Annotated in this window: 21 protein-coding genes and 1 pseudogene; 9 read left to right on the forward strand and 13 right to left on the reverse strand. The window is 42.5% G+C overall.

Annotated elements, in window-relative coordinates; genetic code table 11:
• Positions 1-4: 4 nt before the first annotated feature.
• Positions 5-1,819 (forward strand): hypothetical protein, encoded by a 1,815-nt coding sequence (locus DP114_RS28465; RefSeq protein WP_171977724.1) that lies wholly within the window; start codon positions 5-7, stop codon positions 1,817-1,819.
• Here the strand turns inward: DP114_RS28465 and pdxR are convergent.
• A complete protein-coding gene (gene pdxR / locus DP114_RS28470) occupies positions 1,802-3,274 on the reverse strand; it encodes a MocR-like pyridoxine biosynthesis transcription factor PdxR (RefSeq protein ID WP_171977725.1) in 1,473 nt (490 codons plus the stop codon). The two genes, DP114_RS28465 and pdxR, sit on opposite strands and share 18 nt — an antisense overlap.
• A 174-nt stretch (positions 3,275-3,448) precedes the next feature.
• On the opposite strand from pdxR, the gene DP114_RS28475 reads away from it, so the two are divergent.
• From DP114_RS28475 to DP114_RS28495, 5 genes are all read left to right on the forward strand, one after another.
• Complete coding sequence (locus tag DP114_RS28475; protein WP_171977726.1) at positions 3,449-3,925, forward strand: GNAT family N-acetyltransferase; 477 nt, start codon at positions 3,449-3,451, stop codon at positions 3,923-3,925.
• Between the two features lie 100 nt (positions 3,926-4,025).
• On the forward strand, positions 4,026-4,490 hold the full coding sequence (locus DP114_RS28480; RefSeq protein WP_171977728.1) for a GNAT family N-acetyltransferase: 465 nt from the start codon (positions 4,026-4,028) through the stop codon (positions 4,488-4,490).
• Positions 4,491-4,492: 2 nt separating this feature from the next.
• Positions 4,493-4,984, forward strand: a complete 492-nt coding sequence (locus tag DP114_RS28485; protein WP_169268850.1) for a GNAT family N-acetyltransferase — start codon at positions 4,493-4,495, stop codon at positions 4,982-4,984.
• Positions 4,985-5,292: 308 nt separating this feature from the next.
• A complete protein-coding gene (locus DP114_RS28490) occupies positions 5,293-5,997 on the forward strand; it encodes a pyridoxamine 5'-phosphate oxidase family protein (protein WP_169267162.1) in 705 nt (234 codons plus the stop codon).
• Positions 5,998-6,149: 152 nt separating this feature from the next.
• The gene (locus tag DP114_RS28495; RefSeq protein ID WP_171977729.1) at positions 6,150-6,938 is read left to right on the forward strand and encodes an Rpn family recombination-promoting nuclease/putative transposase; all 789 of its coding nucleotides are present in this window, start codon (positions 6,150-6,152) and stop codon (positions 6,936-6,938) included.
• Positions 6,939-6,994: 56 nt separating this feature from the next.
• Here DP114_RS28495 and DP114_RS28500 read toward each other — a convergent pair whose 3' ends face one another.
• From DP114_RS28500 to DP114_RS28525, 6 genes and pseudogenes are all read right to left on the reverse strand, one after another.
• A complete protein-coding gene (locus DP114_RS28500; protein WP_169267164.1) occupies positions 6,995-7,294 on the reverse strand; it encodes a HigA family addiction module antitoxin in 300 nt (99 codons plus the stop codon).
• Positions 7,295-7,398: 104 nt separating this feature from the next.
• Positions 7,399-9,897: a DUF3769 domain-containing protein gene (locus DP114_RS28505; RefSeq protein WP_169267165.1), complete on the reverse strand. Its 2,499-nt coding sequence runs from the start codon at positions 9,895-9,897 to the stop codon at positions 7,399-7,401.
• A gap of 264 nt (positions 9,898-10,161) precedes the next feature.
• On the reverse strand, positions 10,162-10,278 hold the full coding sequence (locus DP114_RS28510; protein WP_169267166.1) for a photosystem II reaction center protein I: 117 nt from the start codon (positions 10,276-10,278) through the stop codon (positions 10,162-10,164).
• Positions 10,279-10,815: 537 nt separating this feature from the next.
• The gene (dxs, locus tag DP114_RS28515; RefSeq protein ID WP_171977730.1) at positions 10,816-12,723 is read right to left on the reverse strand and encodes a 1-deoxy-D-xylulose-5-phosphate synthase; all 1,908 of its coding nucleotides are present in this window, start codon (positions 12,721-12,723) and stop codon (positions 10,816-10,818) included.
• 201 nt (positions 12,724-12,924) lie between these two features.
• Positions 12,925-13,634 (reverse strand): annotated as a pseudogene (locus DP114_RS28520) (S-layer homology domain-containing protein).
• Between the two features lie 204 nt (positions 13,635-13,838).
• Positions 13,839-14,756 (reverse strand): AEC family transporter, encoded by a 918-nt coding sequence (locus tag DP114_RS28525; RefSeq protein WP_171977731.1) that lies wholly within the window; start codon positions 14,754-14,756, stop codon positions 13,839-13,841.
• Positions 14,757-14,856: 100 nt separating this feature from the next.
• Here DP114_RS28525 and DP114_RS28530 point away from each other — a divergent pair, with 100 nt between their 5' ends.
• On the forward strand, positions 14,857-15,702 hold the full coding sequence (locus tag DP114_RS28530) for a M15 family metallopeptidase (protein WP_171977732.1): 846 nt from the start codon (positions 14,857-14,859) through the stop codon (positions 15,700-15,702).
• A gap of 256 nt (positions 15,703-15,958) precedes the next feature.
• Here DP114_RS28530 and DP114_RS28535 read toward each other — a convergent pair whose 3' ends face one another.
• The 5 genes from DP114_RS28535 to mrdA (DP114_RS28550) form a co-directional block, all read right to left on the reverse strand.
• Positions 15,959-17,581: a DUF2079 domain-containing protein gene (locus tag DP114_RS28535; RefSeq protein ID WP_169267170.1), complete on the reverse strand. Its 1,623-nt coding sequence runs from the start codon at positions 17,579-17,581 to the stop codon at positions 15,959-15,961.
• A 248-nt stretch (positions 17,582-17,829) separates the two neighbouring features.
• Positions 17,830-18,300, reverse strand: coding sequence for a transposase domain-containing protein (locus tag DP114_RS35450; RefSeq protein WP_246162858.1), 471 nt, complete (start codon positions 18,298-18,300; stop codon positions 17,830-17,832).
• 20 nt (positions 18,301-18,320) lie between these two features.
• The gene (gene mrdA / locus DP114_RS28545; protein ID WP_171978330.1) at positions 18,321-20,162 is read right to left on the reverse strand and encodes a penicillin-binding protein 2; all 1,842 of its coding nucleotides are present in this window, start codon (positions 20,160-20,162) and stop codon (positions 18,321-18,323) included.
• 263 nt (positions 20,163-20,425) lie between these two features.
• A complete protein-coding gene (locus DP114_RS34555) occupies positions 20,426-20,569 on the reverse strand; it encodes a hypothetical protein (RefSeq protein WP_171977733.1) in 144 nt (47 codons plus the stop codon).
• Between the two features lie 46 nt (positions 20,570-20,615).
• Positions 20,616-22,469: a penicillin-binding protein 2 gene (gene mrdA / locus DP114_RS28550; RefSeq protein WP_171977734.1), complete on the reverse strand. Its 1,854-nt coding sequence runs from the start codon at positions 22,467-22,469 to the stop codon at positions 20,616-20,618.
• Positions 22,470-22,678: 209 nt separating this feature from the next.
• On the opposite strand from mrdA (DP114_RS28550), the gene DP114_RS28555 reads away from it, so the two are divergent.
• Complete coding sequence (locus DP114_RS28555) at positions 22,679-23,809, forward strand: ABC transporter ATP-binding protein (protein ID WP_171977735.1); 1,131 nt, start codon at positions 22,679-22,681, stop codon at positions 23,807-23,809.
• A gap of 5 nt (positions 23,810-23,814) precedes the next feature.
• Entirely contained in the window at positions 23,815-24,900 is a 1,086-nt protein-coding gene (locus DP114_RS28560; RefSeq protein WP_171977736.1) for an ABC transporter substrate-binding protein, read from the forward strand.
• A 24-nt stretch (positions 24,901-24,924) separates the two neighbouring features.
• Here the strand turns inward: DP114_RS28560 and DP114_RS28565 are convergent, their stop codons facing one another.
• On the reverse strand, positions 24,925-25,368 hold the full coding sequence (locus DP114_RS28565; RefSeq protein ID WP_169267174.1) for a hypothetical protein: 444 nt from the start codon (positions 25,366-25,368) through the stop codon (positions 24,925-24,927).
• Positions 25,369-25,457: the final 89 nt, after the last annotated feature.

Genomic DNA, 25,457 nt, shown 5'->3' on the forward strand with positions numbered 1-25,457 from the left:
AATTTTGAATTTTGAATTGCCTATGCCTCCTGCTACCCCTGGTCGTTATCAAAGCAGACTTTTCAACTTTTTCCACCAGCAATCTCGGCGCTGGGGTGAACAGTTTGAGCGTACCATACGGCATGTACAAGTCGCTGCTAATTGGTCATTAGAGGCTCTACTTACGAGCGTGTATATGCTGATTCACAAAGCAACAGAGTCAGCCGGTAAACAACTGCATACAAATGAGCAACAACCCAGATTCCAGTTACAAGAAAGTCAGACTAACTCCGAAACTGTTTCATCTGTAGATACTCCAGTTCAGCGAGTTTTAGAAGCAGCGGTTACTCTGGAAATTGCAGAAGCACCAAAGCTGGGGAAAGCTGGGAAAAAGAACTCCCTAACTGTCTGGATACCTTACTTTTCTATATTCCCCACTGTCTCATCTCCCCTGATTGTCTCACACCCTGACTCCACCGCAGGTGCACCGTCCTTGGGAACCCCAACGCCAGATACCTCTGTCGGGAAACCCTCATCAAGTACTGGCGCAGCAACGCACTACCTCCCTACTGTCTCATCTCCCCCAATAGTGCGGGGAATTGCTTCAGATTTAGGAAGTCGTAATTTGGTACTCGTTACGATTGAAAATAAAATTCTCGATATTTTAACGCTTCAGCAGCAGGAGATATTGCAAAACCGGATTCTTCAGGAAGTTGCTAGATTGCGTTCTTGGCAGTTGACTCAAAGCAAAGACGAAACAAAAGTATTATCTGAAATTGATCGTCTGCTGAACAAATTGACGGGTAGTCCTCAAATCATACCTGCCCTACCTCAAGCAACGGGAATCGAAGAGGAAAAAGAGTATCAAAAATTACCTAATATTTTCCAAAAACTACCATCACTAGACGTAGCGATCGCCCAAATAGAATCTAATGCTGTAGTCACAATATCTCGTACGACTGGACAATTGCTCCGAACTGTTCAAAATCAGCTAAATATCTTTGTCTATGGTAAAGACCAGCCACTGACCACTGAACGAAAAACATTAGATGGTGATTCACAACATCAAACGTCGAAAGTCCAAGCTCTAATTTGGGGAGCCATTAATTATTTTTTTGGCGAGCGCAACACTAATAAACTAGAACAAAAAACTCCAACAAATAGTATTAACCAATTTTTATCAATAGGTTCAAAGAAAAAATCAAAAACTGTACAATTACCACAGCGTCCTTTTGCCTCAGCTTTGCCCGAAAGCCCTGATTTACCAAGCGAGAATATAGCAGATCCTTGGTTAACAATGGACGATTTGTTTGGAGATTTACATGAAGTAACAGAGGTTGTTAACGAACAACAATTTTTAGTGACATCATCTGAGTCTCCAAAATCTGCTCTTCCTGCGAGTCCTGATGTGAAGATTTCGTCTCCAAAATCTTCTCTGCCCGCGAGTCCTGATGTGAAGATAACCAGACAAATCAATTTAAAATACCTCAGCGTTTTGAGTCAAGCGAAACAGCTAATTCAAAATTCAAAATCTGCTCTACAAGCAAGCTACGCAAATAAAGTATGGAAGTCATCCTCATCTTCCCATTCCCCTATTTCTCAATCAGAAACTGAGAGCAACCTAATTAAAGATAAGAAGGGAGAAATTCTTTATCAGCAGCAGCAAACCACTCAAGTTGAGGCGAAACCAGATTGGATTGAAGCACAAGCTCAAACGATTGGCTATGAAAAACATCCTCTGGAGCAAGTTCTTGAATGGCTAGACCAAATTATGCTTTGGCTCGAAGATATATTTGTAAGAATTGGTCTATTTTTGCGGAGGCTATTCCGGGGAAAATAAAATTTGAGCTATCGTACAAATGCTCTCCATCAGCTGCTGCTGTGTTAGTTCACCGTAACCAAAAATAAATTCTCCTTGAGAATGTGGTATAAGATAATGAGGTCCAGCAGACATCATCCCAATACCATGTGAAGCAGCACGTTGGATAATCTCTTGATCACTAAAAGGACTGTGCAATCTCACCATGAGATGGATTCCCGCCTTCTCTCCCAAAATCGTTGCTTTGTCTCCAAAATAAACGTTTAATGCCTTCACAAGGGCTTGACGACGCTGATCGTAAAGCGATCGCATTTTTCTAATATGGCGTTCTAAATGTCCTTCCTCGATAAAGTCTGTGAGAACTTGTTGTTCGAGTAAGGGGAGATGGCGATCGCTCAACCATTTACCACGAGCAAAAACAGAAATCAAACTTTTTGGTAGGACTAAATAACCAATTCGCAGCGAAGGAAACAGCACTTTGGAAAACGTACCAATATAAAGTACAGAATCACTGCGATCCAATCCTTGTAAAGCTGGAATCGGTTTGTCACCATAGCGATATTCACTATCATAGTCGTCTTCGATGATGAAAGCCCCTGTTTGTCGTGCCCAAGTGAGTAATTCTAACCGTCGAGGTAGAGAAAGTATTGCACCTGTGGGAAATTGATGAGAAGGTGTCACGTAAACAAGCCGGATTTGTTCGTTAGAATTATTAGCTAAGTCTTTAACTATTAAGCCTGAATCATCCACACTAATGGGTAAGAGCTTAGCACCATGAGTCTGAAATATGAGCCGTGCGCTTAAGTATCCTGGGTCTTCCATAGCAATAACATCATCAGGTTCAATGAACAAGCGCATAATTAAATCGAGTGCTTGCTGAGTTCCATTGACAATGAGGACTTGGTCTGGTTCACAGTTGACAGCGCGGGAACGACAGAGATATCGAGAGATAGCTTCCCGCAAAGGTTTGTATCCTAGAATATCCCTTGAGTAGTCAAGCCATTGCAAATCAGAGCAACAGTAATGAGAAAGTAGTTTGCGCCATAGCTTGATCGGAAATTGCTCTAAAGCTGGTCGTCCGTAGCGGAAGTTAATTGGCATTTCCGGCTCAGGAATTCTAGGGACATTTTTTGTTTGAATTAATGAATCACCATATTTAGATAACTTGACTGGTGGACGAGTCATTTTTTCAGTTGATGAAATCGGCGTTGAACGCAGTAAATCATCAGGAAGTTGAGTGCAAACAAAAGTACCAGAACCTAGAACAGTTTCTATATATCCCTCACTCAAGAGTTGATCGTAAGTTTGAGTCACAGTTGTGCGAGAAATCCCTAAAGATTTGGCAAGCTGACGTGTAGAAGGAATTCGTCTTCCTGGTAATAACCTCCCGCCAAGAATGGCTTGACGCAGTTCTTCGTAAAGCTGTTGATGAAGTGGTGAAGGGGAATTGCGTAAGAGCGTAAGGGCAAAATCCATACTTGCTGAGCGTTCAAAGTGGACTTATATAAAATCACAAAAGTGGCTCTTGTAAAAAACCACTATGAAAAATTACCCTAACAATAGACTATCGAGCAAAACTTTTGCCTAACATACACTTTTTCTATCATTAGCCTCCTTTGGTATAATTCCAAATTTGAGGTGAAGTTACTTATGCGGACACAATCTACAATTCAGGTCAGAGAAGCAACTCCACAAGAAGATTCACTGGTTGCAAAGCACTCGTGTAATTTGTGGCGAGATATTGGTGTTCCTGATGACGCCATTGATCCTAACTGGCTTGAGATAACCCTCCAGTTCATGGAACAAGCGCGTCGGGATTTGTTTTACAAAGCGTTTGTTGCAGAGGTTGATGGTTCAGTTGTTGGTTCTGTAAGTTGTCAACTTTACTCAGGTTTATACCCAAATGTTCTCATGCCACATTACCGCAAATATGGATACATTTGGGGCGTTTACGTTGAGCCAGCTTATCGTAGACAAGGTATTGCTAAACAATTAACGAGCACAACAGTCAACTATTTCAAATCAATAGGTTGTACGCAAGTGGTTCTTAACGCCTCTCCCTTAGGTCAACCAGTGTATGAGCAACTTGGTTTTTCAAGTAGTAATGCTATGCATTTAGATTTGTGAAGTTCAGGACTTACGCAAAAATAACATAGCTGCGTCATTGCGACGTCAGGAAGCAATCTTACAGTCTTGTTCTTTCGTAACTTCTACCTAAGTCTTAAAAATGAAAATTGCGATTACACAAGCAACTCCACAGGAAGACACACTGATTGCAAAGCACTTCTATCATATGTGGCGCGATATTGGTGTTCCTGATGACGCCATTGATCCTAACTGGCTTGAGATAACCCTCCAGTTCATGGAACAAGCGCGTCGGGATTTGTTTTACAAAGCGTTTGTTGCAGAGGTTGATGGTTCAGTTGTTGGTTCTGTAAGTTGTCAACTTTACTCAGGTTTATACCCAAATGTTCTCATACCACATTACCGCAAATATGGATACATTTGGGGCGTTTACGTTGAGCCAGCTTACCGTAGACAAGGTATTGCTAAGCAATTAACCAGCACAACAGTTAACTATTTGAAAGCAGTAGGTTGTACCCAAGTCATTCTTAACGCCTCTCCATTAGGTAAACCAGTTTATGAGCAACTTGGTTTTTCCAGTAGTAACGCCATGCATTTAGATTTGTAAAGATGAAAATTGCTATTAGAGAAGCTACTCAACAAGAAGACTCACTTATTGCAAAGCACTTCTATCATATGTCGAAAGATATTGGTGTTGCTGATGATGCTATTAACCCTGATTGGCTTGATATTATCGTTCAGTTTATAGAGCAGGCTCGTCAGGATTTATTTTACAAAGCATTTGTGGCAGAAGTTGAGGGTGTAATTGTTGGTTCTACAAGTTGTCAACTCTATACAGTCAGAGGTCTTTACCCAAATATTCTCAAGCAGCAATTTCGCAAAACTGGTTACATTTGGGGCGTTTATGTTGAACCAGCTTACCGCAGACAAGGTATCGCCAAACAATTAATTAGCACGACGGTTAACTATTTGAAAGAAATTGGTTGTACGCGAGTACGTCTTGACGCCTCTACAATGGGTCAACCAGTTTATGAAAGTCTTGGTTTTTCCAGTGGCAATGCTATGCAATTGGACTTAATTGATACTGCTTTTATACCGTAAATTAGCGTTGAAAAAAACCGCAGAGAGCGAATTTGCGGTGTGGATGTTCCTCCCGCAAAGTTCGCGGTGGGCGCAGAGTACGCAGAGGAGAAAATAGAGAGTATATGTAATAGGACTTACGCAAAAACCCTTTTAAACCCTCTTAACTTTGTGCTCTTTGCGTCCTTTGCGGTTTATTTTTCATTATTTTGCGTAAGTCCTGTGTAATTTAAAAGCAGCGAAGGGAGTAGTACGTCTTTGTAGCAAGAATCGAGGCGCACAGGCAAGATGCCCATCCCACAAAAGAATCGTAATTGGAGTTAATAAATATGAGTTCTTTAAACAATCAAATCAACCACGAACAGTTAACCCCTACACAACGCACCTCAATTAAGCGAATTCCTCAGCGCGGTCATTACGAACATCAACTTATCTATCAAATTTTAGATGAAGGGTTGATTTGTCACGTGGGATTTGTTGTAGACAACCAACCGTTCGTGATTCCAACTGCTTACGGTCGTGTGGAAGACAAACTCTATATTCATGGTTCACCTGCAAGTCGAATGTTGCGTTCTTTGCTTACAGGTATCGAAGTTTGTGTGACGGTCACTTTGTTAGATGGTTTAGTACTAGCGCGGTCAGCTTTTCACCATTCCATGAACTACCGTTCTGTGGTGATATTTGGTACAGCTACCCTTGTACAAGACGCTGAGCAAAAACTAGAAGCACTACGAGCTTTTACTGAGCATATTGTGCCAGAACGATGGGCGGAGGTACGTCCACCCAATCGTCAAGAATTACAGGGAACTTTAGTGCTTTCTCTTCCTATTACAGAAGCATCTGCCAAAGTGCGGACAGGTCCACCATTGGATGATGAGGAAGATTATAGCTTGTCCGTATGGGCGGGTGTTTTGCCTTTGCAAGTGGTTACTGGTGATGCGATTGCTGATCCACGTTTGCATACAGAAACTGCTTTACCAAAATATATAGAAAAATATACTCGCCAAGCGCAGCCAAATAACAGGCGGGAGTGAACTTTTCAACAACTTTGTAGATTAATAGGCGATATTTCTTTCCAAGCTTCTGATTCATTTGCAGCACACCAAAGGTCATATTTCTGCTGAAGATTTAACCAAGTGGTCATCCTCGTAGTTTACAATGTTTCAAAAATTCGTAACTCGTAAGTATGAAGACAGATGCAATTTTCTACGAGATATTTAAAGAATTTCCCAACATCTTTTTTGAAATCATTGGCAAACCTGAGATTAACACCAATACTTATGAGTTTAGCGCACCTGAAATTAAACAAAAAAGCTTCCGATTAGATGGAGTATTTTCTCCTCTTGAAGAATTCTCTAATGAACCACTGTATTTTGTAGAGATTCAGTTTTACAAAGATGAAGAATTTTATGATCGACTGTTTACAAGTATTTTCCTTTACTTCACCCAATATCAGCCACCCAATTCTGACTGGTTTGCAATAGTCATTTATGACAAACGCAGCAATGAACGTAGCTATCCTCTACGTTATCGTTCCTTGTTGGAACCTCATCTGCGTCGCTTTTATCTAGACGAACTTGAAGACGTACCAGATGATTCTTTGGGACTAGGAATTGTACGCTTAGTTGTAGAGAGTGAGAATAAAACTGGAGAATTCGCAAAAACGCTCATTAACAAAGCTAAGGAGGAATTGACTGATACTCTCATCCAAAAGAAAGTTGTAGAATTTATAGAGACAATCGTAGTCTACAAATTTCCTAACTTAAGCCGCGAGGAAATAGAAACCATGCTGAATTTAAACTTGCTGAAAGAGACTAAAGTTTATCAAGAAGCAAAAGCAGAAGGTGAAGAAGAAGGCGAAATCAAGGCTAAGTTAAAAATTTTGCCAAAGCTTGTGCAACGAGGGATGAGTATTCAAGAGATAGCAACAATTTTAGAATTGGATACTGACACTATTAGAAATGCTTTGCGTTGAAAAGTCTTAAGAACGTTGTGCAGAAGATTCACAAGTGAGGTATAATTTTGTGCTTATCAACAAGTTTGTAGATTGATAGGCGATATTTCTTTCCAAGCTTCTGATTCATTAGCAGCACACCAAACGTCATATTTCTGCTGAAGATTTAACCAAAGTTCAGGAGTGGTTTGAAATGCTCTAGCCAATCGAAGCGCCATATTCGGTGTCACGCTTGCCTGTTCATTAACTATCTCAGATACAGTTTTACGAGATACATTAAGAATTTCGGCAAGTTCAGTGATTGTCATGTTAAGAGGTTCAAGGTATTGACGCTTGATTAATTCTCCCGGATGTCTGGGTTTTCTTTTAGTAATCATGATTTAAAATTTTAGTGATAATCCTCGTAATTTACGTCGTAAGCATCCCCATCCTGCGATTACGTACGCACGCGACGAAGCACGTCTAAATTTTACGTAAAAAGCTAATCCCGCCTGACACCATTGACAACTGGCTTAACTTCAGAAGGATCAGAAAATGGATCAGTACCACCACTCCAATTGAAGTCGCTAATCCTGAAACTTATACCACCTAATTCTTGCACTGGATTGTAACGCAAGGTAATTCCATAAGTGCGGCGACTATATTCCACGATGTAGTCGGTGCTGGTACGTTGCCCACTGTCGAGGTTGATTGTTGTTTGAAAGCCAACCCGGAATGGTCCGTAAATTTGCTGTACAATTTCGCCACTAAATACTCTGTTATCAACAGCACGGTCAAACTTGAAAGGCGACAAGCCACTATTTAGACCTTGGGAGTAACTAACTCTAAACGCGGTATAATCAAATAAGGGTCGAGAGAAATGACCAAACTGCCCTTCTAGACCAACCGTACCAGTAAAGGTGTTTTGAGTATCACCACTGCTGTAATAACTAGTAGTGCCTGTCAGCCCAGCAAAAGTTTGAACAAAGGGAACGACTGGGTTTGGTGTATATCGTAATCCCTCAGTAGGTGTCGGTGGTAATCCTTTTCCCCGCCAGAGTAAAAAGTTTTTATTGAGAGCTGCACTCGCTTGCAGACGACTCAGTGAAATGCGATCATTATCTCGGTTAGGTTTGAGCAAGTCTTGACGGGCTGCATCAGCATCAATATATTGAGCACTACCTTGATAGCTCAAAGTGACACCGCTGTTACCTAAAGGAATCACAGGAGAAGTAAGAATACCGCCAATACTACTCTGGACAGTTTGAAAGCCGAGGCTACCATTGTAAAAGCGATCGCGGTAACTATATTCAAATGTTGCCTTGTAGGGATTTTGATCACCTAAGAACTGGCGCAACTGCAAATTCGCCCGCAAATTGTTTTGTATATCCCCTAAGTCAAGACTCGTCAACAATGCAGAACCCGTTACATCCGTTCGTGGACCCAAAGTAGACCTCAATCTTGACTTTAAGCCAAACAGCGATACAAAATTACCAACGTTACCAGTGACTGCTTTTTGAGCGAAGAATTCAGGTGCAATGCTAAAGCTCGTCCCTTCTGTATTGATGAGTTGGAAGCTACGCTCAACAAATAAGCCCCCTCGTTGATCTCCATCAAAGCCAATAGATGCGATCGCAGGGGTAACATCTCGCTTGTTACGGTCAATCACCTGCTCATTTTTGGGAATGGGTAAAGACGTTCGTTGATCCAAAACTAAACGTTGTCCCTGTGTCTTAATTCGGTCTCGTAAAGGCGTCTCGCGCGTCAGAGTCACTTTGTCTGCCCTGATGACTAACTCTGGAGGTGAAAAAGGATCGTTCGTCAGGCGGACATCCCTTGCTTGCCAACCTCGGGGATTAAAATCAACTCGTCCAGCTTCAAAACGTACTCGTCTGACTTGACCGCCTTGTTTTGGCGCAGCTAGGTTACTCGCACCGCTTCCACCACCTACGTTAATGTTGAGTCCACCAGGACTGCTTGCTTGCAAAGGTTGATTTTCTGTAATGCGATCGCTCAGAGGACGCGCTGGTGTTCCTCCCGCTGTGATGTCCGTGGGTAGGAAAGATAAATCTTGCCCTGCTGTTGGTAAGAAAATATCACCTCTGCCGTTTGTCAGTTCTCCATTATCTTGGACAAGGTTATAAGTAAAGCGCTCACCACGTAAAACTTGACCGCCCCGTGTTAAAGCAACATTTCCTTCTCCGACTGCAATCAAATTGTTCAAACTGACTTGCAGGCGATCGGCATCTACAACAGCTCCATCAAACCGTACTACCACATTACCTTCAGCCGTGACAATCCGCCGCTGCTCGTCATACTCTTGTCTATCAGAAGTCACTTCCACAATTCTTCCTCCACTTGTCGGCGTATTGGATGGTGGAGTTGTGCCAGATGGTTGACTTTTTTGCTCAGTTGTGACCCTTGGTTCTGTTGGTGCTGACTGAGTTTGGGAATTTGGGATGGGAGTAGATGGATCAGTTGTTTGGTTGCGAGTCTTGAATTCGATGTGTACTGGTTGCTCATTCGGGGATTTTTCGGTTGAGGCCTCACCCTGAGTTGGTGTTTGGGCTGTCTTGATTACCTGTCGCGACACCTTTTGAGATAAGTTTTTCAGTTTAGTGAGTGTTTGAGCAACTGGTTCTCCAGCAAAAAATGTTTTAGTTGGTGGATTTGTAGTGTCACCATTGGATGGATGAGTGGTTTCGGGCTGCTGTAGCGGATAGCCAACTGAAACCTCACCCAGTGAAGCTGCACTTTTAGAAGCAGTGATGGGAGAAAGTTCCGGCGGTAAACTTTCCGGATCACTTGGTGCTGCTAAAGCTTTCGCACTATAAATTAATGGCTTTTGCCCAGCAGTTTGCAGTGGAGTCGTTTCTTGTTGTCTTACTGATTTCTGTTTTTTTAGTGCTTGTGTGTCAGTCGTTACGACTGATATAGGATTTGCAGATTGTGAAGATTCAAAAATAGGAGACGGTTCGGGCGGCGGAACTGGATGAGGCATAATCTAGCACCGAATCAAGCTAACAAACAGCCAATAAATAGCTGGAAGGACATTACACATTGTGCCTTCCAGCTGTTGCCTTTGATCTAGATTAAGATTTAGGCAAGCCGCCCCGGAGGAGGACACTATGAAGTCTGAGCGTAAGCTCACAGGAGGTATTCCTATGCAGGCGACGGGCGTTAGGGTTTCCCAATTTGAGCTAAGTGTCCTTTGGCGTAAAATGTAGTCCGCCTTCCGGTAGTCGAATGAAGATTTGTCGCGCTTTTACTCGCCATCCTGACGACCAGGGTTACGAGCAGGGTCGTTCGACAAAAATCCAAAGACGAACAGAGAGACAAAGAAGCCAACAACTATATAAACAACGATTTTTAAAGTCAGCATTAGAGATATCTCCTTCGGATATGAGAAGCTTCCAGTGTCTGCGATGCAGAAAAGATAGCTTCTTTATCTTACCCAAATATTGTTCTCTTTTTGGATAACACTGATCGTAGATGTCCAAACAGTTGCTTTTTACCGAGTAGGTAAGAAGTCTTTTACTTTGTTTGCAAAGAAACTTAACAAATAATTTAACCGCGCAACTAGTGTCCTAGTTTAGGGTTATCTGACGTTTTTGTCTCCTTAATTTTAAGCGGTGAGATCGTTAATGTCTCTAGTTAGGGTTAGACGTTTACTTGAGACAGATGTTTCCTAGCAACAGACGAAATATATTATTAGTTTTTAGCGTTAGGCGTGCAAGCGCCTCCGGCAATCCCTATGAGCGCACTTGGGGCAAGGGTTTTAACCAAACAAAGGTTTAGCTATAAAATGCGCGTTTCTTTTGCCTGACCTATTTACCTCCACAAAAAATTAAGGTGTACATTGCCCACTTTCTGGATAATTCCTGAGCAATGTACACCCTACATTAGATTTGCCAACAGTTTAGCCGACAGCAGAAAGTTCTCGCTTGAAGAAAGCTTGTAATACTGTTTGGGCTATTTGAGGACTCGTCAAACTGATTTGTGCTTTAGATTGATTTGGTTCAGCATGTTCCACTAAAGCATCTGGCACACCAATGCGTTTAACAGGAACAACGATGTCCGCATCTAACAGCGCTTCTGCGATTGCTGAACCGAAGCCGCCCATCACACAACCTTCTTCCAAGGTGACTACGCGCCCAATTTTTTGAGCTAATGGGAAAATTAATTCGGTATCTAGAGGCTTAGCAAAACGGGCATTAATCACAGTGGCTTCGATACCATGTTCTGAGAGAATTTCCGCAGCTTGCAGTGTCGTATTCACCATTGTGCCGTAACCTAGCATCAACACATCATCACCGTTACGGAGAATTTCTGCTTTGCCGATTTCTAGGGCTTCCCAACCTTCTTCCATCAGGGGAACGCCGTAACCGTTACCGCGAGGGAAGCGCATGGCGATTGGTCCTGTGGTATGTTCAACACCAGTGACTATCATTCGTTGCAGTTCTGCTTCATCTTTGGGTGCCATGAGTACCATGTTAGGAATGCAACGCAGGTAAGCAATGTCGTACATGCCTTGGTGAGTCGGACCATCAGCACCGACGATTCCCGCCCTGTCTAGACAGAAGAATACTGGCAAGTTTTGGATACAGACGTCGTGGATGATTTGGTCGAAGGCGCGTTGCAAGAAAGTGGAGTAGATGGCGACAACAGGACGTATTCCGTCAGTTGCTAATCCCGCAGCAAGGGTGACGGCGTGTTGTTCGGCAATACCCACATCAATATATTGATCGGGTAGTTTGGCTTGCAGTTTGTCCAACCCTGTCCCTGTTGCCATTGCGGCAGTAATACCAATGATTTTGGGGTTTTGTTCAGCGAGTTTAACTAGGGTATGGGCAAAGACTTTGGAGTAAGCAGGGGGCTTGGGTTTATTAGAAGGAACGGCTTTTCCAGTGGTCAGGTTGAAGGGGTTTTGGGCATGGTAGCCAACTTTATCTAGTTCGGCAATTTCATAGCCTTTGCCCTTGACTGTTGCGACGTGTACCAAAACTGGTCCTGGGATTTGATGTGCTTGTTGGAAAGTCGCAATCAATTCCTCTAAATTATGCCCGTCTACAGGTCCCATGTAGGTAAAGCCGAGTTCTTCAAACACTGCGCCGACTTTGGGAACAGCCAAGCGCTTCATCCCTTCTTTGATCCGTGCTAGTTCCGGAGAAAGGGATTCACCCACGAAAGGAATTTGCTTGAACTGTTCCTCAAAGTTATCTGTGAGAAACTGCATCGGCGGACTGAGGCGCATTTTGTTTAAGTAGCGGGGTATTGCGCCGACGTTGGGAGATATAGACATCTCGTTGTCGTTGAGGACAACCAGCAGATTGGTTTTGGGCATGTGTCCAGCATGGTTGATGGCTTCTAATGCCATACCGCCAGTCAGTGCACCATCACCTATGACAGCAGCAACTTTAAATTTTTCGCCATTGATATCCCGCGCTAAAGCCATACCCAAAGCCGCAGAAATACTAGTAGAAGCGTGTCCTGCGCCAAAGTGGTCAAACTTACTTTCACCGCGCTTAAGGTAACCAGCGATTCCATCTTTTTGCCGTAAAGTATGGAAGTGATCGTAACGCCCTGTAATCAGTTTGTGAGGATATGCTTGGTGTCCTACATCCCAAATGACTTTATCGCGATCTAAGTCTAGCGTTTGGTAAAGCCCCAACGTCAACTCTACAACACCCAATCCTGGTCCCAGGTGTCCCCCAGTCGCTGCTACAGTTTGGAGATGTTTGTCTCGAATCTGATGGGCAATTTGTTGCAGTTGTCTAACTGATAAACCGTGCAACTGGTTAGGATGGGTAATTTCACTCAAATGCATATTGTAGTGTTTTCCTCTCTAACTTTTTCGTATTTTTGATTTTCCCACGCTCAGGTAAAGCAGTATCTCATACAGTCTCGCATTTATTTACCAAGACTGAAGTTGAGGTACAGCAATAGTTAGAACGGAAATCAACACCTTTGCATTTACAAAGTTTTACGTAAAATCTTAAGAGTACTTAAAACAATGTATATGCTTGCTTCAGCGAGAAGATTCTGGGCTATTATTACCACCTGGGACTTCTGGTGTTTCGGCTTGTGGCTGTTGTCTTTGCAAATATTTACTCAAAATATAAGCCATATCCCCACGAGTCATGGGTTGAGAGGGTGAAAGATTGCCTTGTGTATCTGTATTGATAAATCCTTCAGTTGCTGCTGTGGCGATACGCCTCTGGCGTCTGCCCTTTGGGCAATCGCCTTTTTTGCCCAAGCAGGAATAGAACCGGCATCTGGATATTGGGAAAGTATTTCATTTACAGTTTGGTCTGGAAACTGAAAGACTCCATATGCCTGAGCAAAAATCGCCAAAGCTTCAGCCCTAGTTATTCTTTGATTTGGAAAAAAAAGATTGCCGCGATAGCCTTTCATAATATCAGTTTTTAAGACTATCTGAATGTCATTAAATGCTGGATTGGAAGAAGCGACATCTGTCACTTTTACATTCTCTTTGGTAACAGCTTGTCGTTTCTCCAGATGAAAAGCTTTCACCATAATAGAGGCTAATTCTGCCCGACTTAACAAACGTTCTGGATAGAACTGTCCATCCGGGTAGTTCGTCATCACTTTGGCAGCAACTACCTGTGCACTTGGGTTGGATGTTTTTTCAGTGCTGGGTTTTTCTTGGGCAAAAACTATGTTAGGAACTAATTGCAGTAGTCCGACCAATGAAAGAGTACTTATAAGCTGACGCATGATAACAATTCAAAATTCAAAATTTAAAATGAAATATATTTTGAGTTGGTGATTTCTACCCCTAATTTACGATAACAACCACTTTGGACTGCAACTGTGAATGCAAGAATTACCAACTTTGGTTTAGCTGTTTGCACCTAAACACAGCACATTTATTGACGACATTTTGTTTAGTAATGTTGCGTGCGGAGAAATTTCCTAAAATCAAAACAGCCACAACCAAATTGGCAGAGTCAGTAGCAACATCATAGAACCCATAGCCAATGCAGTCACAGCAAGGTCGCGGTCGAGATCAAAAGTTTCGGCAATCACCAGCGTAGCAAAAGCTGGCGGCATAGCCATTTGCAGAACAATCGCCCGTGCAATTGTCCCAGTTAAACCAAAAAATGGTAGTATACTACCTAAAATCAGGGGGACGAGTAGCATTTTGATTGCGATGCTGATGCTTGCCCTTGGTAAACTGTGCCACGAAGTCAGTTTGCTTAATCGCATCCCAATCAAGATTAGAGATAGAGCTACCATACTCCAAGCAACTAAGTCTAGCCAAAATTCAACGGGTGCAGGGATTTTGACTTCCCGAAACAGCAAGCCAAACCCAAAACTCCATAGAGCGGGATTGATAGCAATTGCTTTAAGAACCTGCAAATGACTATGAATACCACCACCAAAACGAGCTGCCAAGGCAACACCGAGTCCATAAGCTCCCAATGTTGTCCCCAGCAAATCATAAAACAACGCCCAAGCAAAGTATTGTGTGCCAACAAGTGACAAGGTAACAGGATACCCAAGATATCCTGTGTTACCCACCATCGCCGCTAAGATAAAACTCCCTTGAGTCGATTTTCGGGGAGCGGTATTTGTGAGATAAGCCTGTCCTTTAATTGCTGCAAGAGCGAAAAGTGCTCCTAGTAAAATGGCACAGTAGGCTATCGCTGGTGCAATCCAAATTTGTCCTGATAAGTCAGCTTTGCGTAGAAAAACGATAATACCTATCGGCACTCCTATCCAAAAAAGGAACTGTCCCAAACGCTTTGGAACTGTCGTAGACAGCCTGCGTCCTAAAATGTATCCTACTAGGACTAGGAACACTAATTTGAGATAGAGTTCTAGGAGGTTTGTCAAAATTAAACCTATAGATGTAGATGCAACATTTTACCTATTGCGTTCCCTTTTCTCCAGTTTACAATTTGTTATGATATTGAGCAAACGCAGGAGTTGAGCTTTGGATAATGCTGGGTTTTCCGAGAAACCGCAAAACAAACCATCTAGTTCCGGCCCAGATATTCCGGAAGCTTTGCGTGATACTCCTGATGCAGCACCCAAAAAGGTCAGCATTCGCCCGTTGTATTTGATCATTGGTGGAGTGGTAGGAGTTCTGTTGATAGCCGTTGCGAGCGGTTTTTTATTTTTCGTTGTCACACCAAAAAAGACGAAAGATTCTCAACCTTCCCCTGCGAGTTCAACTCCCGCAACTCCGTCAAAATCGGGTAATTCCGCCACCTCAAAAGATAATACAGTTTTAGGTCATTTTCCTTACTCAGAAGCGCCTGAGTCTGAACTACAACCGATCTCTAGTGATAGACGTCTGAGAATGCGAAAAGCAGCCGCGCAAAAGTTTATAGAAATGGCAGCAGCCGCACGGAATGCAGGTGTGGCATTAGTACCTGTTTCTGCTTTTCGCTCTATAAAAGAGCAAGAACAGTTGTTTTTTACCGTTGGTGCCCAGCGGAATCAGACGCCAGCGCAACGGGCTGCTGTCAGCGCCCCCCCTGGTCATAGCGAACATCACACAGGTTATGCTTTAGATGTTGGGGATGGCACAGTACCAGCAACAAATCTCACTACCAACTTTGAAAAAACTAAGGCTTATCAATGGCTACAAGCGAATGCAGCACGTTTCAGCTTTGAAATATCCTTTCCTAACAACAATGCTCAAGGTGTGAGTTATGAACCTTGGCACTGGCGTTTTGTGGGCGATCGCGACAGCTTGGAAACTTTCTACAAAGCCAGAAATTTGAAACCTGCTCAGATCTCACAACAGGAAGAGTCGGGGAGTGGGGGGAGATGAGGGAGTAAACAGATGAGGCATTTGTTCGCTCGATTGACTTTTCTGCCTACAAAATAAATTTTGACAACGCGCCCATCATCGCCTCATCCTGACGGGCGTAGCTGCACTCTTCCCGATGCTCCCAAGGAAAACCGCGCAGGGGTGCTTGCGATTAGGTGAACAACAAGATTCCCGACTTCTTTAAAAAGTCGGGAATCTGGGATGTGCGATTTTCACAAATCAAATAGGATTGCTAGAAGAAAATTTCTGAATATTGCTAAACTTTTTGGATTTGTGTTTTCCACTCCAACCAACGCGTTATTGCTTGAGGTTGAGAAGCAACTTTCTTTTGCAGCAAAACAACTCCATCTTGCACATCCACAAGTCCATACTTGCCTTGAGCCAAAAGTTGGTCAATAAAAGCTATAAAATCTTGCAGTTGCTGGCGATCGCCCTTGAAGGCTGGTTGATATTGTTGCAGTTGCCACAAATCTGCTAAGGCGAAATCAACGTCTATAACCTCTCCCGAATCGAGTCGTAACTGTATAGCTGGCAAACGAATAATTCCCCGACGAGTTGCCAAATGTGGAAGCAGATAAGTAGTTGCAGAAACGCTAGCATCGCTCTTGATGTACTGCATTAATGAGCGGATATGTCCGACATGTTCCCACTGACGAGTTAGAGGAACATAAACCCAAGGATGAATAGATTCTGGAATTAAAAAGTAAAAAGCACGGTTAGGATTAGATGTAATTGTGAAGAAAATAGATAGGATAATAAATCTGATCCACCAGCGACGAAAACTTGGTTGAAATCGCTCTTGATGTTGAGACCACCACAAAATTGTGCCGTAGAATAAACCTGGAACTACAGTTAAGGCATAGCGAATACTCATAGCAAGAGCAGATTGACCATCTTGCATCAACAACACTAGTAATGGAGGACCTGCAACTATCCAAGCTGATGGTGAGATAGCAGGTATAAAAGCTAACGGTAGCCACTGACCGAGAAAATACTTTACTCGCTTGTCAAACGGAGTCAACAAACTCTGTATCAGTTCTTTAGGATGGGTAATAATTCCCCATAGAAGCTGTAAAGTACTGGGGCTATTATTTCCTGGAACATATTGATCAAAACGAGTAGTTAAGTAAAGTCGCGAATTATCATTAGAAAACAAGGGCATAATTACATTTGTCACGATTGTGACATAGCTGAAGCTAATTAAACATACAGCTAGACCTAAGCGCGGATAGCGACGACTTAAAAATAGATAAAGACCAATACCAAATGTAATTATTCCTGCTTCTTCCCGTATTCCTAATATCAAAATTAGGAAGAGCCAAAAAAGCCACCATTTACGTTTTTCTAAAGCCAAAAGTAAAGAGAAAACAAACAAAGGAATCTGACAATGCTCGTAAAAATTGGCTAAATTTGGTCCAATTACAGCATTAGCTCCATAAAAACTGGTAGTGATTAAAATAGCTATAGAAAGAGGTAAATAGTGGCGACATAGAGCATACAAGACTAACCCCGCAGCAGTTATCAAACTAACTTGTAAAACAACAAGAGTCGCGCCAGTGGGAAACAATGCATATATGGGCATCCATAGCAAGAAATCAATGACAAAGTGTTGTCCTAAATGGCAGTAGAACACTGTCTGTATTTGACCATCTTGGGTATAAGCACTGGATTGACCAGAAGAGAGAGAACCTTGAAAGATACGTCCATGTATAGTGTTCCAAAATAACTGGTCGAAAAGACCTTGGTCGTAAGATGCGTAGAAAGTGTAGAAGCGATGAAGGCAAAAAACTAGCATTAAGATGAAAAAAGATGCTGCTAATGTCAGTGCAATCTTCAAGCCAAAATTGTTTTTGATTAGGTCAAAGCGCTTTTCAAGCATTACTATTTAAATCCAATAGTTCTAAAAATACTCTTGTGTAGATGTTTGTGCCGCTAAGCATTGCGAAAAGCTAGATAGGCAGTACGAGCGAAAAAATTGACATAAAAGAAGTATTCTGCACTAGATAGTAAAGTTTAAAACAAATATCTACAGGCTCAAATCAGGTTACTCTTAAGAAGCACATTTTATAACACTTATATAGCATGGTTTTCAGAAAGTGAAGAAAAATGTGCTTCTTTAATTTGTTGCTAGCACGTTGCGGCGCTAGTCGGAGGTTCACATTTTGCACCAATAAAAAATGGTTTGTTGACCATCTCAAACAAACGAGTCATTACAAATGCTCCGGTCCGCTGCCCTGCTTCGGTAATTGATGAAGAAGTTGGTGTTTGAAAACGTATCAAATCCTTGATACGTAGACATGCCAAGCCATGAATCAGATTTTTAAATACCGATACAACAGAGTCGGATGACCAGAAACTCATGGCGATTACCAAAGCTACAACTACATGTGTGGAAAGTATTCGTTGTCGTTGCTTAACACAAGAGGTACTTATAATTGCGCTCGTTATGGTTTGAGATGGGATGACTTGTTCTCGTAAATAAAAGGCGAACAGTTTTTTCTTGATTTCACCTCCCATTTGCCTTAAGCGAGCATTATTGCAACGCAGTAGCTCCCCAAGACGAGCCACTGCTGCAGGAGGGTCTCCCTCCGTAGGCATGTGGCGTCCGCGCTGGCTCACTAATGACTAAAACGCCTGCCCTCTACCTTGTCTGCCCTAGAAGAGACGGAGATTCCAGCCGTTTTCTGTTGAAAATATTCCTGCATCACCTGTAACACCATTGGCGCAGCAACACTACCGCCACCACCGCCAGAGTGTTCAGCAAATGCCAACACCACAATTTCTGGCTTTTCAGCCGGGGCATATGCTCCAAACCATGCATGGTTTGCTTTCACATGATTTTTCCATGCTTCAGCCGTACCACTTTTACCGGATGTTGGAGGAATTGTTGACACATTAAGAGCTTTACCCGTACCCTCAGCTATCACCTTCCGCAGTCCATCACGTAGAGTGTTGACGGTACTTGGCTTCATATTCAGAGATTCTCGCCAGTTTTTTGCTTCTTCATGATCTTTGAGCAAGTGTGGTTTCACTTTATAACCGCCATTGGCTGGGACACAGAACATAACAGAAACTTGCAGTGGTGTGCTTTGCAAAGCTCCTTGACCTATGGACATATTAATGCTATCTCCCACAGTCCAAGGAATTTTCCACGTTCTCTGCTTCCAGGCTTCATCTGGAATATGACCTTTCGTTTCTTCAGTGATGAACTCAATGCCAGTTTTTTCACCAAATCCGTATTTGCGAGTCCATTCAATTAAGGTAGGACCACCTACTCCTCTACCGATTTGGTAAAAGAAAGTATCGCTACTCATTGCTAAAGCTCTTGTAAATCCCAATGGACCAAATCCAGCATGGTTCCATTCTCCAAACGTGACTCCACCAACAGTCAAGGAACCATAAGTTGGTAGTACTGTATCGGGAGAAAATTTGCCGGATTCCAGCCCTGCTGTCGTAGTGACTATTTTGAAAGTACTGGCGGGTGGAAAGGCGCTACTAACAGCACGATTCAGCAAGGGATGGTTTTCGCCTTGTATACTTTCCCAATCTTTTTTAGAAAGTCTTCGCTTGGAAAAAAGATTCGGGTCAAAGGTGGGATGAGACACCATTGCTAAAACAGCCCCGTTATTGGGGTTTAGTGCAATAATAACGCCGTTACGTCCGGTTAAAGCTTTTTCAGCAGCTTTTTGCACATTCAAATCTATAGTTAAGTGAACGTCACTACCTGCTTTTGCCTGTTTCTCTCCTAACACTCGAATTGGGCGACCTTTACCATCTACTTCTACTTGCTGACCACCCCATTCACCCCGCAGTAGTTGTTCATACGCCTTTTCTACCCCCATTTGACCAATCATATCTCCTGAGCGATAACCTTCTTGTTTCTTTCGTTTCAACTGTTCGGGTGTCAATTCTCTAGTATAACCCAGCACGTGAGCTAACTTGTCACCCTGTGGGTAGTAGCGTACAGCTTCTGTATGAACTTCTACGTCTTTGAGTTCATTAGCGTACTCCTTCAATACCGTAATTTCCGCTTCGTTCAAGTCACGAGCAATCCGCACTAAAGAAGAGTTAGAACCAGCGTCGTCTAATTTCTTTTCTATCTCTTCTACAGTAATGTTGAGAATTGTGGACAGACGCGGACCGACGATTGACCAGGAAGGCTTGGTGTGTGCCATTGGCCACAGGTAGACAGAACGCGGATAGCGAGTTGTTGCTAGTAGCTTGCCATTACGGTCAAAAATATTACCCCGTTCCGGTTGTTTGGGAATCATCCTAATCCTGTTTGCCTCAGCTCGCTTGCGATAATTTGGACCTTCCGCAATTTGCAAATATACTAGACGAGCACCAATACCAGCTGTCATCAATAAGGTAAATATGATGAAGAACAACGGCTGGAAACCCCGTCCTACAGTACGTGTCTCTTTTTTGCTCGCTAATTGAGGTTGTTGCAGTAGCCTCATGTCACAAATAGCGATTCCGAGAATCGCATGAACTGTATACGATCGCGCCAAATTTCACACCAAATTTCTACCTGGGACTACAAGAAAAACAACCCCGGTAGTGGAGTATTTGTGATTTGGTTTTTGTTATATAGAATAAACCAAATTGTTGTCAGTATTTTGCATGAGGAAATACATCAATAGACTTTTTGGAGAAGTTGGGAACGCTTAACCCTTAACAGAACCATCAAAAATCTCACTTTTGCGCATTGGTCTAATGAGCGTTATTCAGAGAAAATTAGGGATTCTGGTGAAAATTTGGCTGAAAACGCTCGCCAAGTGCTGGGGGCGATCGCCGCATGCGTGTTGGGTAAGTCTTGTAAAAAACGAAAAACCTCACCCCTTGTTAAGCCGAGGGGTAAGGTCATTGAGTACAAACGTGCTTATGAGAACTGTGTTCTGCGTTCTTTGTTGTTAATCTCCAGATCTATCTCTTGAGTTTCTAGTTTTCACTTTTGATTCTTCAGACTCAGATTTTTGATACTTACCTGGATGCTTCTTCTGAAAATACTCTTGCAAGACCTGTAAGACAATTGGCCCGCAGTCGGTACCACCGTGTCCACCAGAGTTTTCACCAAACGCTACAACGACTATCTCTGGCTTATCTGCTGGGGCGTATGCTCCAAACCAAGTATGATTTGGGCGATTAATACCAGCTTCAGCAGTACCACTCTTACCCGCAGCAGGGGCAATTGATGGTAGGTTTAATCGTGTTCCGGTACCTTCTGTGACTACTTTGCGCAATCCTTCGCGGAGAACTTTGATAGTACTTGGTTTCATATTCAGAGATTCCCGCCAGTTCTTTGCTTCTTCATGGTCTTTGAGCAAGTGTGGTTTCACTCTATAACCACCGTTAGCAGGAACTGCGAACATGATCGCAGCTTGCAGTGGAGTGACTTGCAAAGCACCTTGACCGATGGACATATTGATAGTGTCGCCTACAGTCCAAGGCATCTTCCACACTTTTCGCTTCCAAGCATCATCTGGAACATTACCTTTTGATTCTTCATTTGAAAACTCAAAGCCGGTTTTTTGACCAAATCCATACTTGCGAGTCCATTCAATCAAGGTTGGACCACCGACTCTGCGACCAACTTGGTAGAAAAATGTATCGCTACTCATAGCCATAGCACGCGGAAATCCCAATGGACCAAATCCCGCGTGGTTCCACTCACCAAAGGTAACTCCCCCAACAGTCAGAGAACCGTAAGTTTGCAGCACTGTGCTGGGAGAAAATTTACCTGATTCCAACCCCGCAGTTGTGGTAATGATTTTGAAAGTACTCGCAGGTGGAAAAGCACTCAAGGCGCGATTAACTAGGGGATGTTCACTACCTTGTAGAGTTTGCCAGTCCTTCTGGGAAAGTCTTTGCTTCGAGAAGATATTCGGGTCAAAATTAGGATGAGACACCATTGCCAAAACTGCACCGTTATTGGGGTCTAATGCGACAACTGCACCCCTAGGTAATGTCAAAGCTTTTTGGGCTGCCTTTTGTACATCTAAATCTACTGTCAGGTGAATATCATTACCTGCTTTTGCTTGTTTTTCTCCTAAGACTCGAATTGGGCGACCTTTACTATCTACTTCTACTTGCTGACCACCCCATTCACCCCGCAACACTTGTTCATACGCTTTTTCTACCCCCATCTGACCAATCACATCTTGCAACCGGTAGCCTTCTGATTTCTTTTTTTTCAACTGTTCGGGCGTTAACTCCCTAGTATAACCGAGTATATGAGCTAACTCCTTGCCATGCGGGTAGTAGCGTACGGCTTCTGTATTAATTTGAACATCTGGTAGTTCGTTTTCATACTCCTTCAATGCAGTGATTTCTGCGTCGCTGAGGTCGCGAGCAATCCGTACTAAATTAGTGGCGCTAGCACCAGCCTCGTCTAACTTCTTTTCTATCTCCTCTTGGGGTATATTAAGAATTTTCTCAAGACGCGGAGCGACGACTGACCAGGATGGCTTAGTGTGTGCCATTGGCCACAAGTATACAGAACGCGGATAGCGAGTTGTCGCTAACAGTTTTCCATTGCGGTCAAAAATATTACCTCGTTCTGGTTGTTTTGAAATTGTCCTAACCCGGTTTGCCTGTGCTCGTTCCTTGAATTTATGTCCTTGAAGAATTTGCAAATATCCTAAGCGAATATTGATACCAGTGATCATCAACAAGGTAAATACAATAAAAAATATAGGCTGCAAACCTTGTCCGACTGTACGTACTTCTCTATTTTTGCTGCTAGGACGGGACTTTACTGTAGACATAGAAAAATATCCAATTCCAAAATAATTTTTATTGGTATAAAGTTAGGTGAAATTCTTTTCTGTATTCCGCGTTAAGATAACCGGAACAGCATATTTTTTGTAAATTCTTCTTGGAGAGTCGAATCAACCAAAGTGTAACCTGTGGTTTGCCGAATCGACTATATTAATAGACAAAAAAACTGAAGATAATAGGATCTAACTGGTGGATTATGGCTCAACATTTGACGCAGAATCAGGCTGGGAGGACGGCTATTGAGTCGTTGGATGTTGAACTGCATAACGTTTTCAAATTTTTTAACCAAGATCCAGCAGTACACGGGGTAGACTTAGGCGTCAGACACGGAGAATTCTTCAGTATTCTAGGTCCTTCTGGGTGTGGCAAAACAACTACCCTACGCTTAATTGCAGGGTTTGAAACAGCCGATGCTGGTAAGGTATTGATTCAAGGTCAGTCCATGACAAGCGTTCCCCCTTATCGCCGACCTGTCAACACAGTCTTTCAAAGCTATGCTTTGTTTAATCACTTAAATGTTTGGGATAATGTCGCGTTTGGACTACAGTTAAAAAAAATACACAGGACGGAAATTCAAAGCAGAGTTAAAGAAGCTTTGGAACTGGTGAAAATGGAAGGGTTGCGATCGCGCTTTCCCAGTCAACTGTCTGGTGGTCAACAGCAAAGAGTCGCATTAGCACGGGCACTTGTGAATCGACCCGCAGTCTTGCTACTAGATGAACCTCTTGGGGCGCTAGACTTAAAATTGCGTAAGGAAATGCAGGTTGAACTTTCAAATTTACATCAACAACTAGGGCTGACCTTTATTATGGTGACTCACGACCAGGAAGAAGCATTATCCTTGTCGGATCGGATTGCTGTGATGAATCAAGGCAAAATTGAACAAATAGGCACCCCAGGTCAAATCTACGAACAACCACGCACAAGCTTTGTCGCTGATTTTATTGGTAATACTAATTTATTTGAAGGTGAGATAGCAGGTGTAGATGCTTCAACTGTCATAATTTTTACAAAAACCGGATTCTCAATTGTAGTTGCTCGTCAGCATGACACACCAACTGAAATATCCCAAGCGGTCGTCGTCAGCGTACGTCCAGAAAAAATTCAGCTTTCGCTTTATAAACCCAGTTTGCAAACGAACTGCTTTGAAGGACGGCTCGTCAACATCATGTATCTCGGAACCCACGTTAATTATATTGTGCAATTGACAAACGGTGTACGCATGACCGTTTTACAGCCCAATACTTTTGGTAATTTGCCAAATCGTGAAACTCCTATTTATGCTTGGTGGGGTGAGACTGATTGTTTGGCTTTAGTTAAAACTTAAAAGTCATGACTAACAGACGGAAATTTTTAAAAAGCATAGCAGCAGTTTCTAGCTTATCTTTAGCGAGTTGTGGCTGGAGACTCGGTGATGTGCGAGCTTATTCTGCAACGAAAGGTTCTAGCGACCAACTTTTTGTTTATACTTGGGATATATATACAGATGAAGAATTATTCAAAACCTTTAACGCCCAAACAGGAATCAAGCCACAGGCGGATGTGTTTGACTCCAATGAAACTATGTTAAGTAAGCTGCAAGCTGGGGGTGGAGGTGCTTATAGTGTCATTAATCCAAGTGACTACATGGTGCGAAAAATGGTCAACTTAGGGTTACTCACAGAATTAAATCATCAGCGCTTAATTGGTTTAGATAATTTCTTTCCCCGGTTTCAAAACCCTACTTACGATCCCAATAACCGCCATAGTATACCTTTTAATTGGGGAACAACAGGTTTTATTTATAATTCGGAAAAGCTAAAAAATCCGCCAGAAGATTGGGACTATCTTTGGCAAAATCAAGAACAATTATCTAAGCGAATGACGTTGCTAAATGATATCCGAGAAGTCATGGGTGGAACTCTGCGGATGCTGGGTTACTCTTACAACTCAAAAGACGAAAAGGAAATTAAACAAGCATATGAAAAGTTGAAGGTTCTAAAACCATCAGTTGCAGCCTTCACAACAGATGCTTGGCGCAATCAAATTTTGGCAGGAGATTTATTATTAGCAATGTGTGTCTCATCAGATGCTGTGAAACTCTCTAAAGAAAACCCGAAACTAAAATATGTGATTCCCAAAAGTGGTACCTCACTATGGACAGATACTATAGTTATTCCTAAAACAGCCCCAAATGTAGAAGGGGCTTATGCTTGGATCAATTGGATTTTACAACCAGGAGTAGCAGCAAAGACGAGTCAACGCCTGAATCTTTCTACACCCAATCGTGCAGCGTTTGAGCAATTGCCAAAAAAAGTGCAGAATAATTCCAGCTTGTTTCCCCCAGAGTCAATTCTCAATAAGTGTGAACGTATAGCTCCTTTAGGGCAAATTGAAGAAGTTTATGAACGTTACTGGACTGAATTAACCAGTGGCTAAAATGCTGAGGCTGTCATCCAAAATCTAAGAACTAGCACTCTCTTCTTTTTGAACGCCACTTTTATCTCGTTTCAAACTTTCTTCTAAGGCTTGAATTTGTTCTCTACGGGCTTCCAATTCTAATGAACGACGTGCTAAATCTTGATTTTGCAACGTTAGATTTTGTCGCCACTCTTCTGCTCGATCCGCTTCCTGTTGCAAAAACTCTGGAGTAATACCAGTGCTTAGGTAAACTTTCACCAAATTTAGCACCCAATTTGTGGCATTTTCCAATCTTTCTATATCCCCTGCGGGAGAAAGTTCTACCAAAACGAGTAAGTTCTCAGCTAAAAATTTGCCCTTACCCAAAAGAATCAAAGCTTCTTCTGGAATAAGCGACCACATATTTTCAGCTTCCTCACGTGCTAATAATCGCAACTGAAGCTGATTTAAAAATTCGTTTTTATGCACTTGGGCTAGATACAGCATAGAATTTTGTGTTTGTTTTTGTACACTTAATACATAAAGATAGTATAAATTCTTGAATAGCTAGTGGTTAGTAGTTAAGAATACTTTTA

The organism is Brasilonema sennae CENA114, from assembly GCF_006968745.1.
In the GTDB taxonomy this organism is placed as follows: Bacteria; Cyanobacteriota; Cyanobacteriia; order Cyanobacteriales; family Nostocaceae; genus Brasilonema; species Brasilonema sennae.

Bases quoted from the DNA above. Each gene is read 5' to 3' on its own strand.
- pdxR (WP_171977725.1), bottom strand. From the start codon at position 3,274: ATGGATTTTGCCCTTACGCTCTTACGCAATTCCCCTTCACCACTTCAT.
- DP114_RS28475 (WP_171977726.1), top strand. From the start codon at position 3,449: ATGCGGACACAATCTACAATTCAGGTCAGAGAAGCAACTCCACAAGAA.
- DP114_RS28480 (WP_171977728.1), top strand. From the start codon at position 4,026: ATGAAAATTGCGATTACACAAGCAACTCCACAGGAAGACACACTGATT.
- DP114_RS28485 (WP_169268850.1), top strand. From the start codon at position 4,493: ATGAAAATTGCTATTAGAGAAGCTACTCAACAAGAAGACTCACTTATT.
- DP114_RS28490 (WP_169267162.1), top strand. From the start codon at position 5,293: ATGAGTTCTTTAAACAATCAAATCAACCACGAACAGTTAACCCCTACA.
- DP114_RS28495 (WP_171977729.1), top strand. From the start codon at position 6,150: ATGAAGACAGATGCAATTTTCTACGAGATATTTAAAGAATTTCCCAAC.
- DP114_RS28500 (WP_169267164.1), bottom strand. From the start codon at position 7,294: ATGATTACTAAAAGAAAACCCAGACATCCGGGAGAATTAATCAAGCGT.
- DP114_RS28505 (WP_169267165.1), bottom strand. From the start codon at position 9,897: ATGCCTCATCCAGTTCCGCCGCCCGAACCGTCTCCTATTTTTGAATCT.
- DP114_RS28510 (WP_169267166.1), bottom strand. From the start codon at position 10,278: ATGCTGACTTTAAAAATCGTTGTTTATATAGTTGTTGGCTTCTTTGTC.
- dxs (WP_171977730.1), bottom strand. From the start codon at position 12,723: ATGCATTTGAGTGAAATTACCCATCCTAACCAGTTGCACGGTTTATCA.
- DP114_RS28535 (WP_169267170.1), bottom strand. From the start codon at position 17,581: ATGCTTGAAAAGCGCTTTGACCTAATCAAAAACAATTTTGGCTTGAAG.
- DP114_RS35450 (WP_246162858.1), bottom strand. From the start codon at position 18,300: ATGCCTACGGAGGGAGACCCTCCTGCAGCAGTGGCTCGTCTTGGGGAG.
- mrdA (WP_171978330.1), bottom strand. From the start codon at position 20,162: ATGAGGCTACTGCAACAACCTCAATTAGCGAGCAAAAAAGAGACACGT.
- DP114_RS34555 (WP_171977733.1), bottom strand. From the start codon at position 20,569: ATGACCTTACCCCTCGGCTTAACAAGGGGTGAGGTTTTTCGTTTTTTA.
- mrdA (WP_171977734.1), bottom strand. From the start codon at position 22,469: ATGTCTACAGTAAAGTCCCGTCCTAGCAGCAAAAATAGAGAAGTACGT.
- DP114_RS28555 (WP_171977735.1), top strand. From the start codon at position 22,679: ATGGCTCAACATTTGACGCAGAATCAGGCTGGGAGGACGGCTATTGAG.
- DP114_RS28560 (WP_171977736.1), top strand. From the start codon at position 23,815: ATGACTAACAGACGGAAATTTTTAAAAAGCATAGCAGCAGTTTCTAGC.
- DP114_RS28565 (WP_169267174.1), bottom strand. From the start codon at position 25,368: ATGCTGTATCTAGCCCAAGTGCATAAAAACGAATTTTTAAATCAGCTT.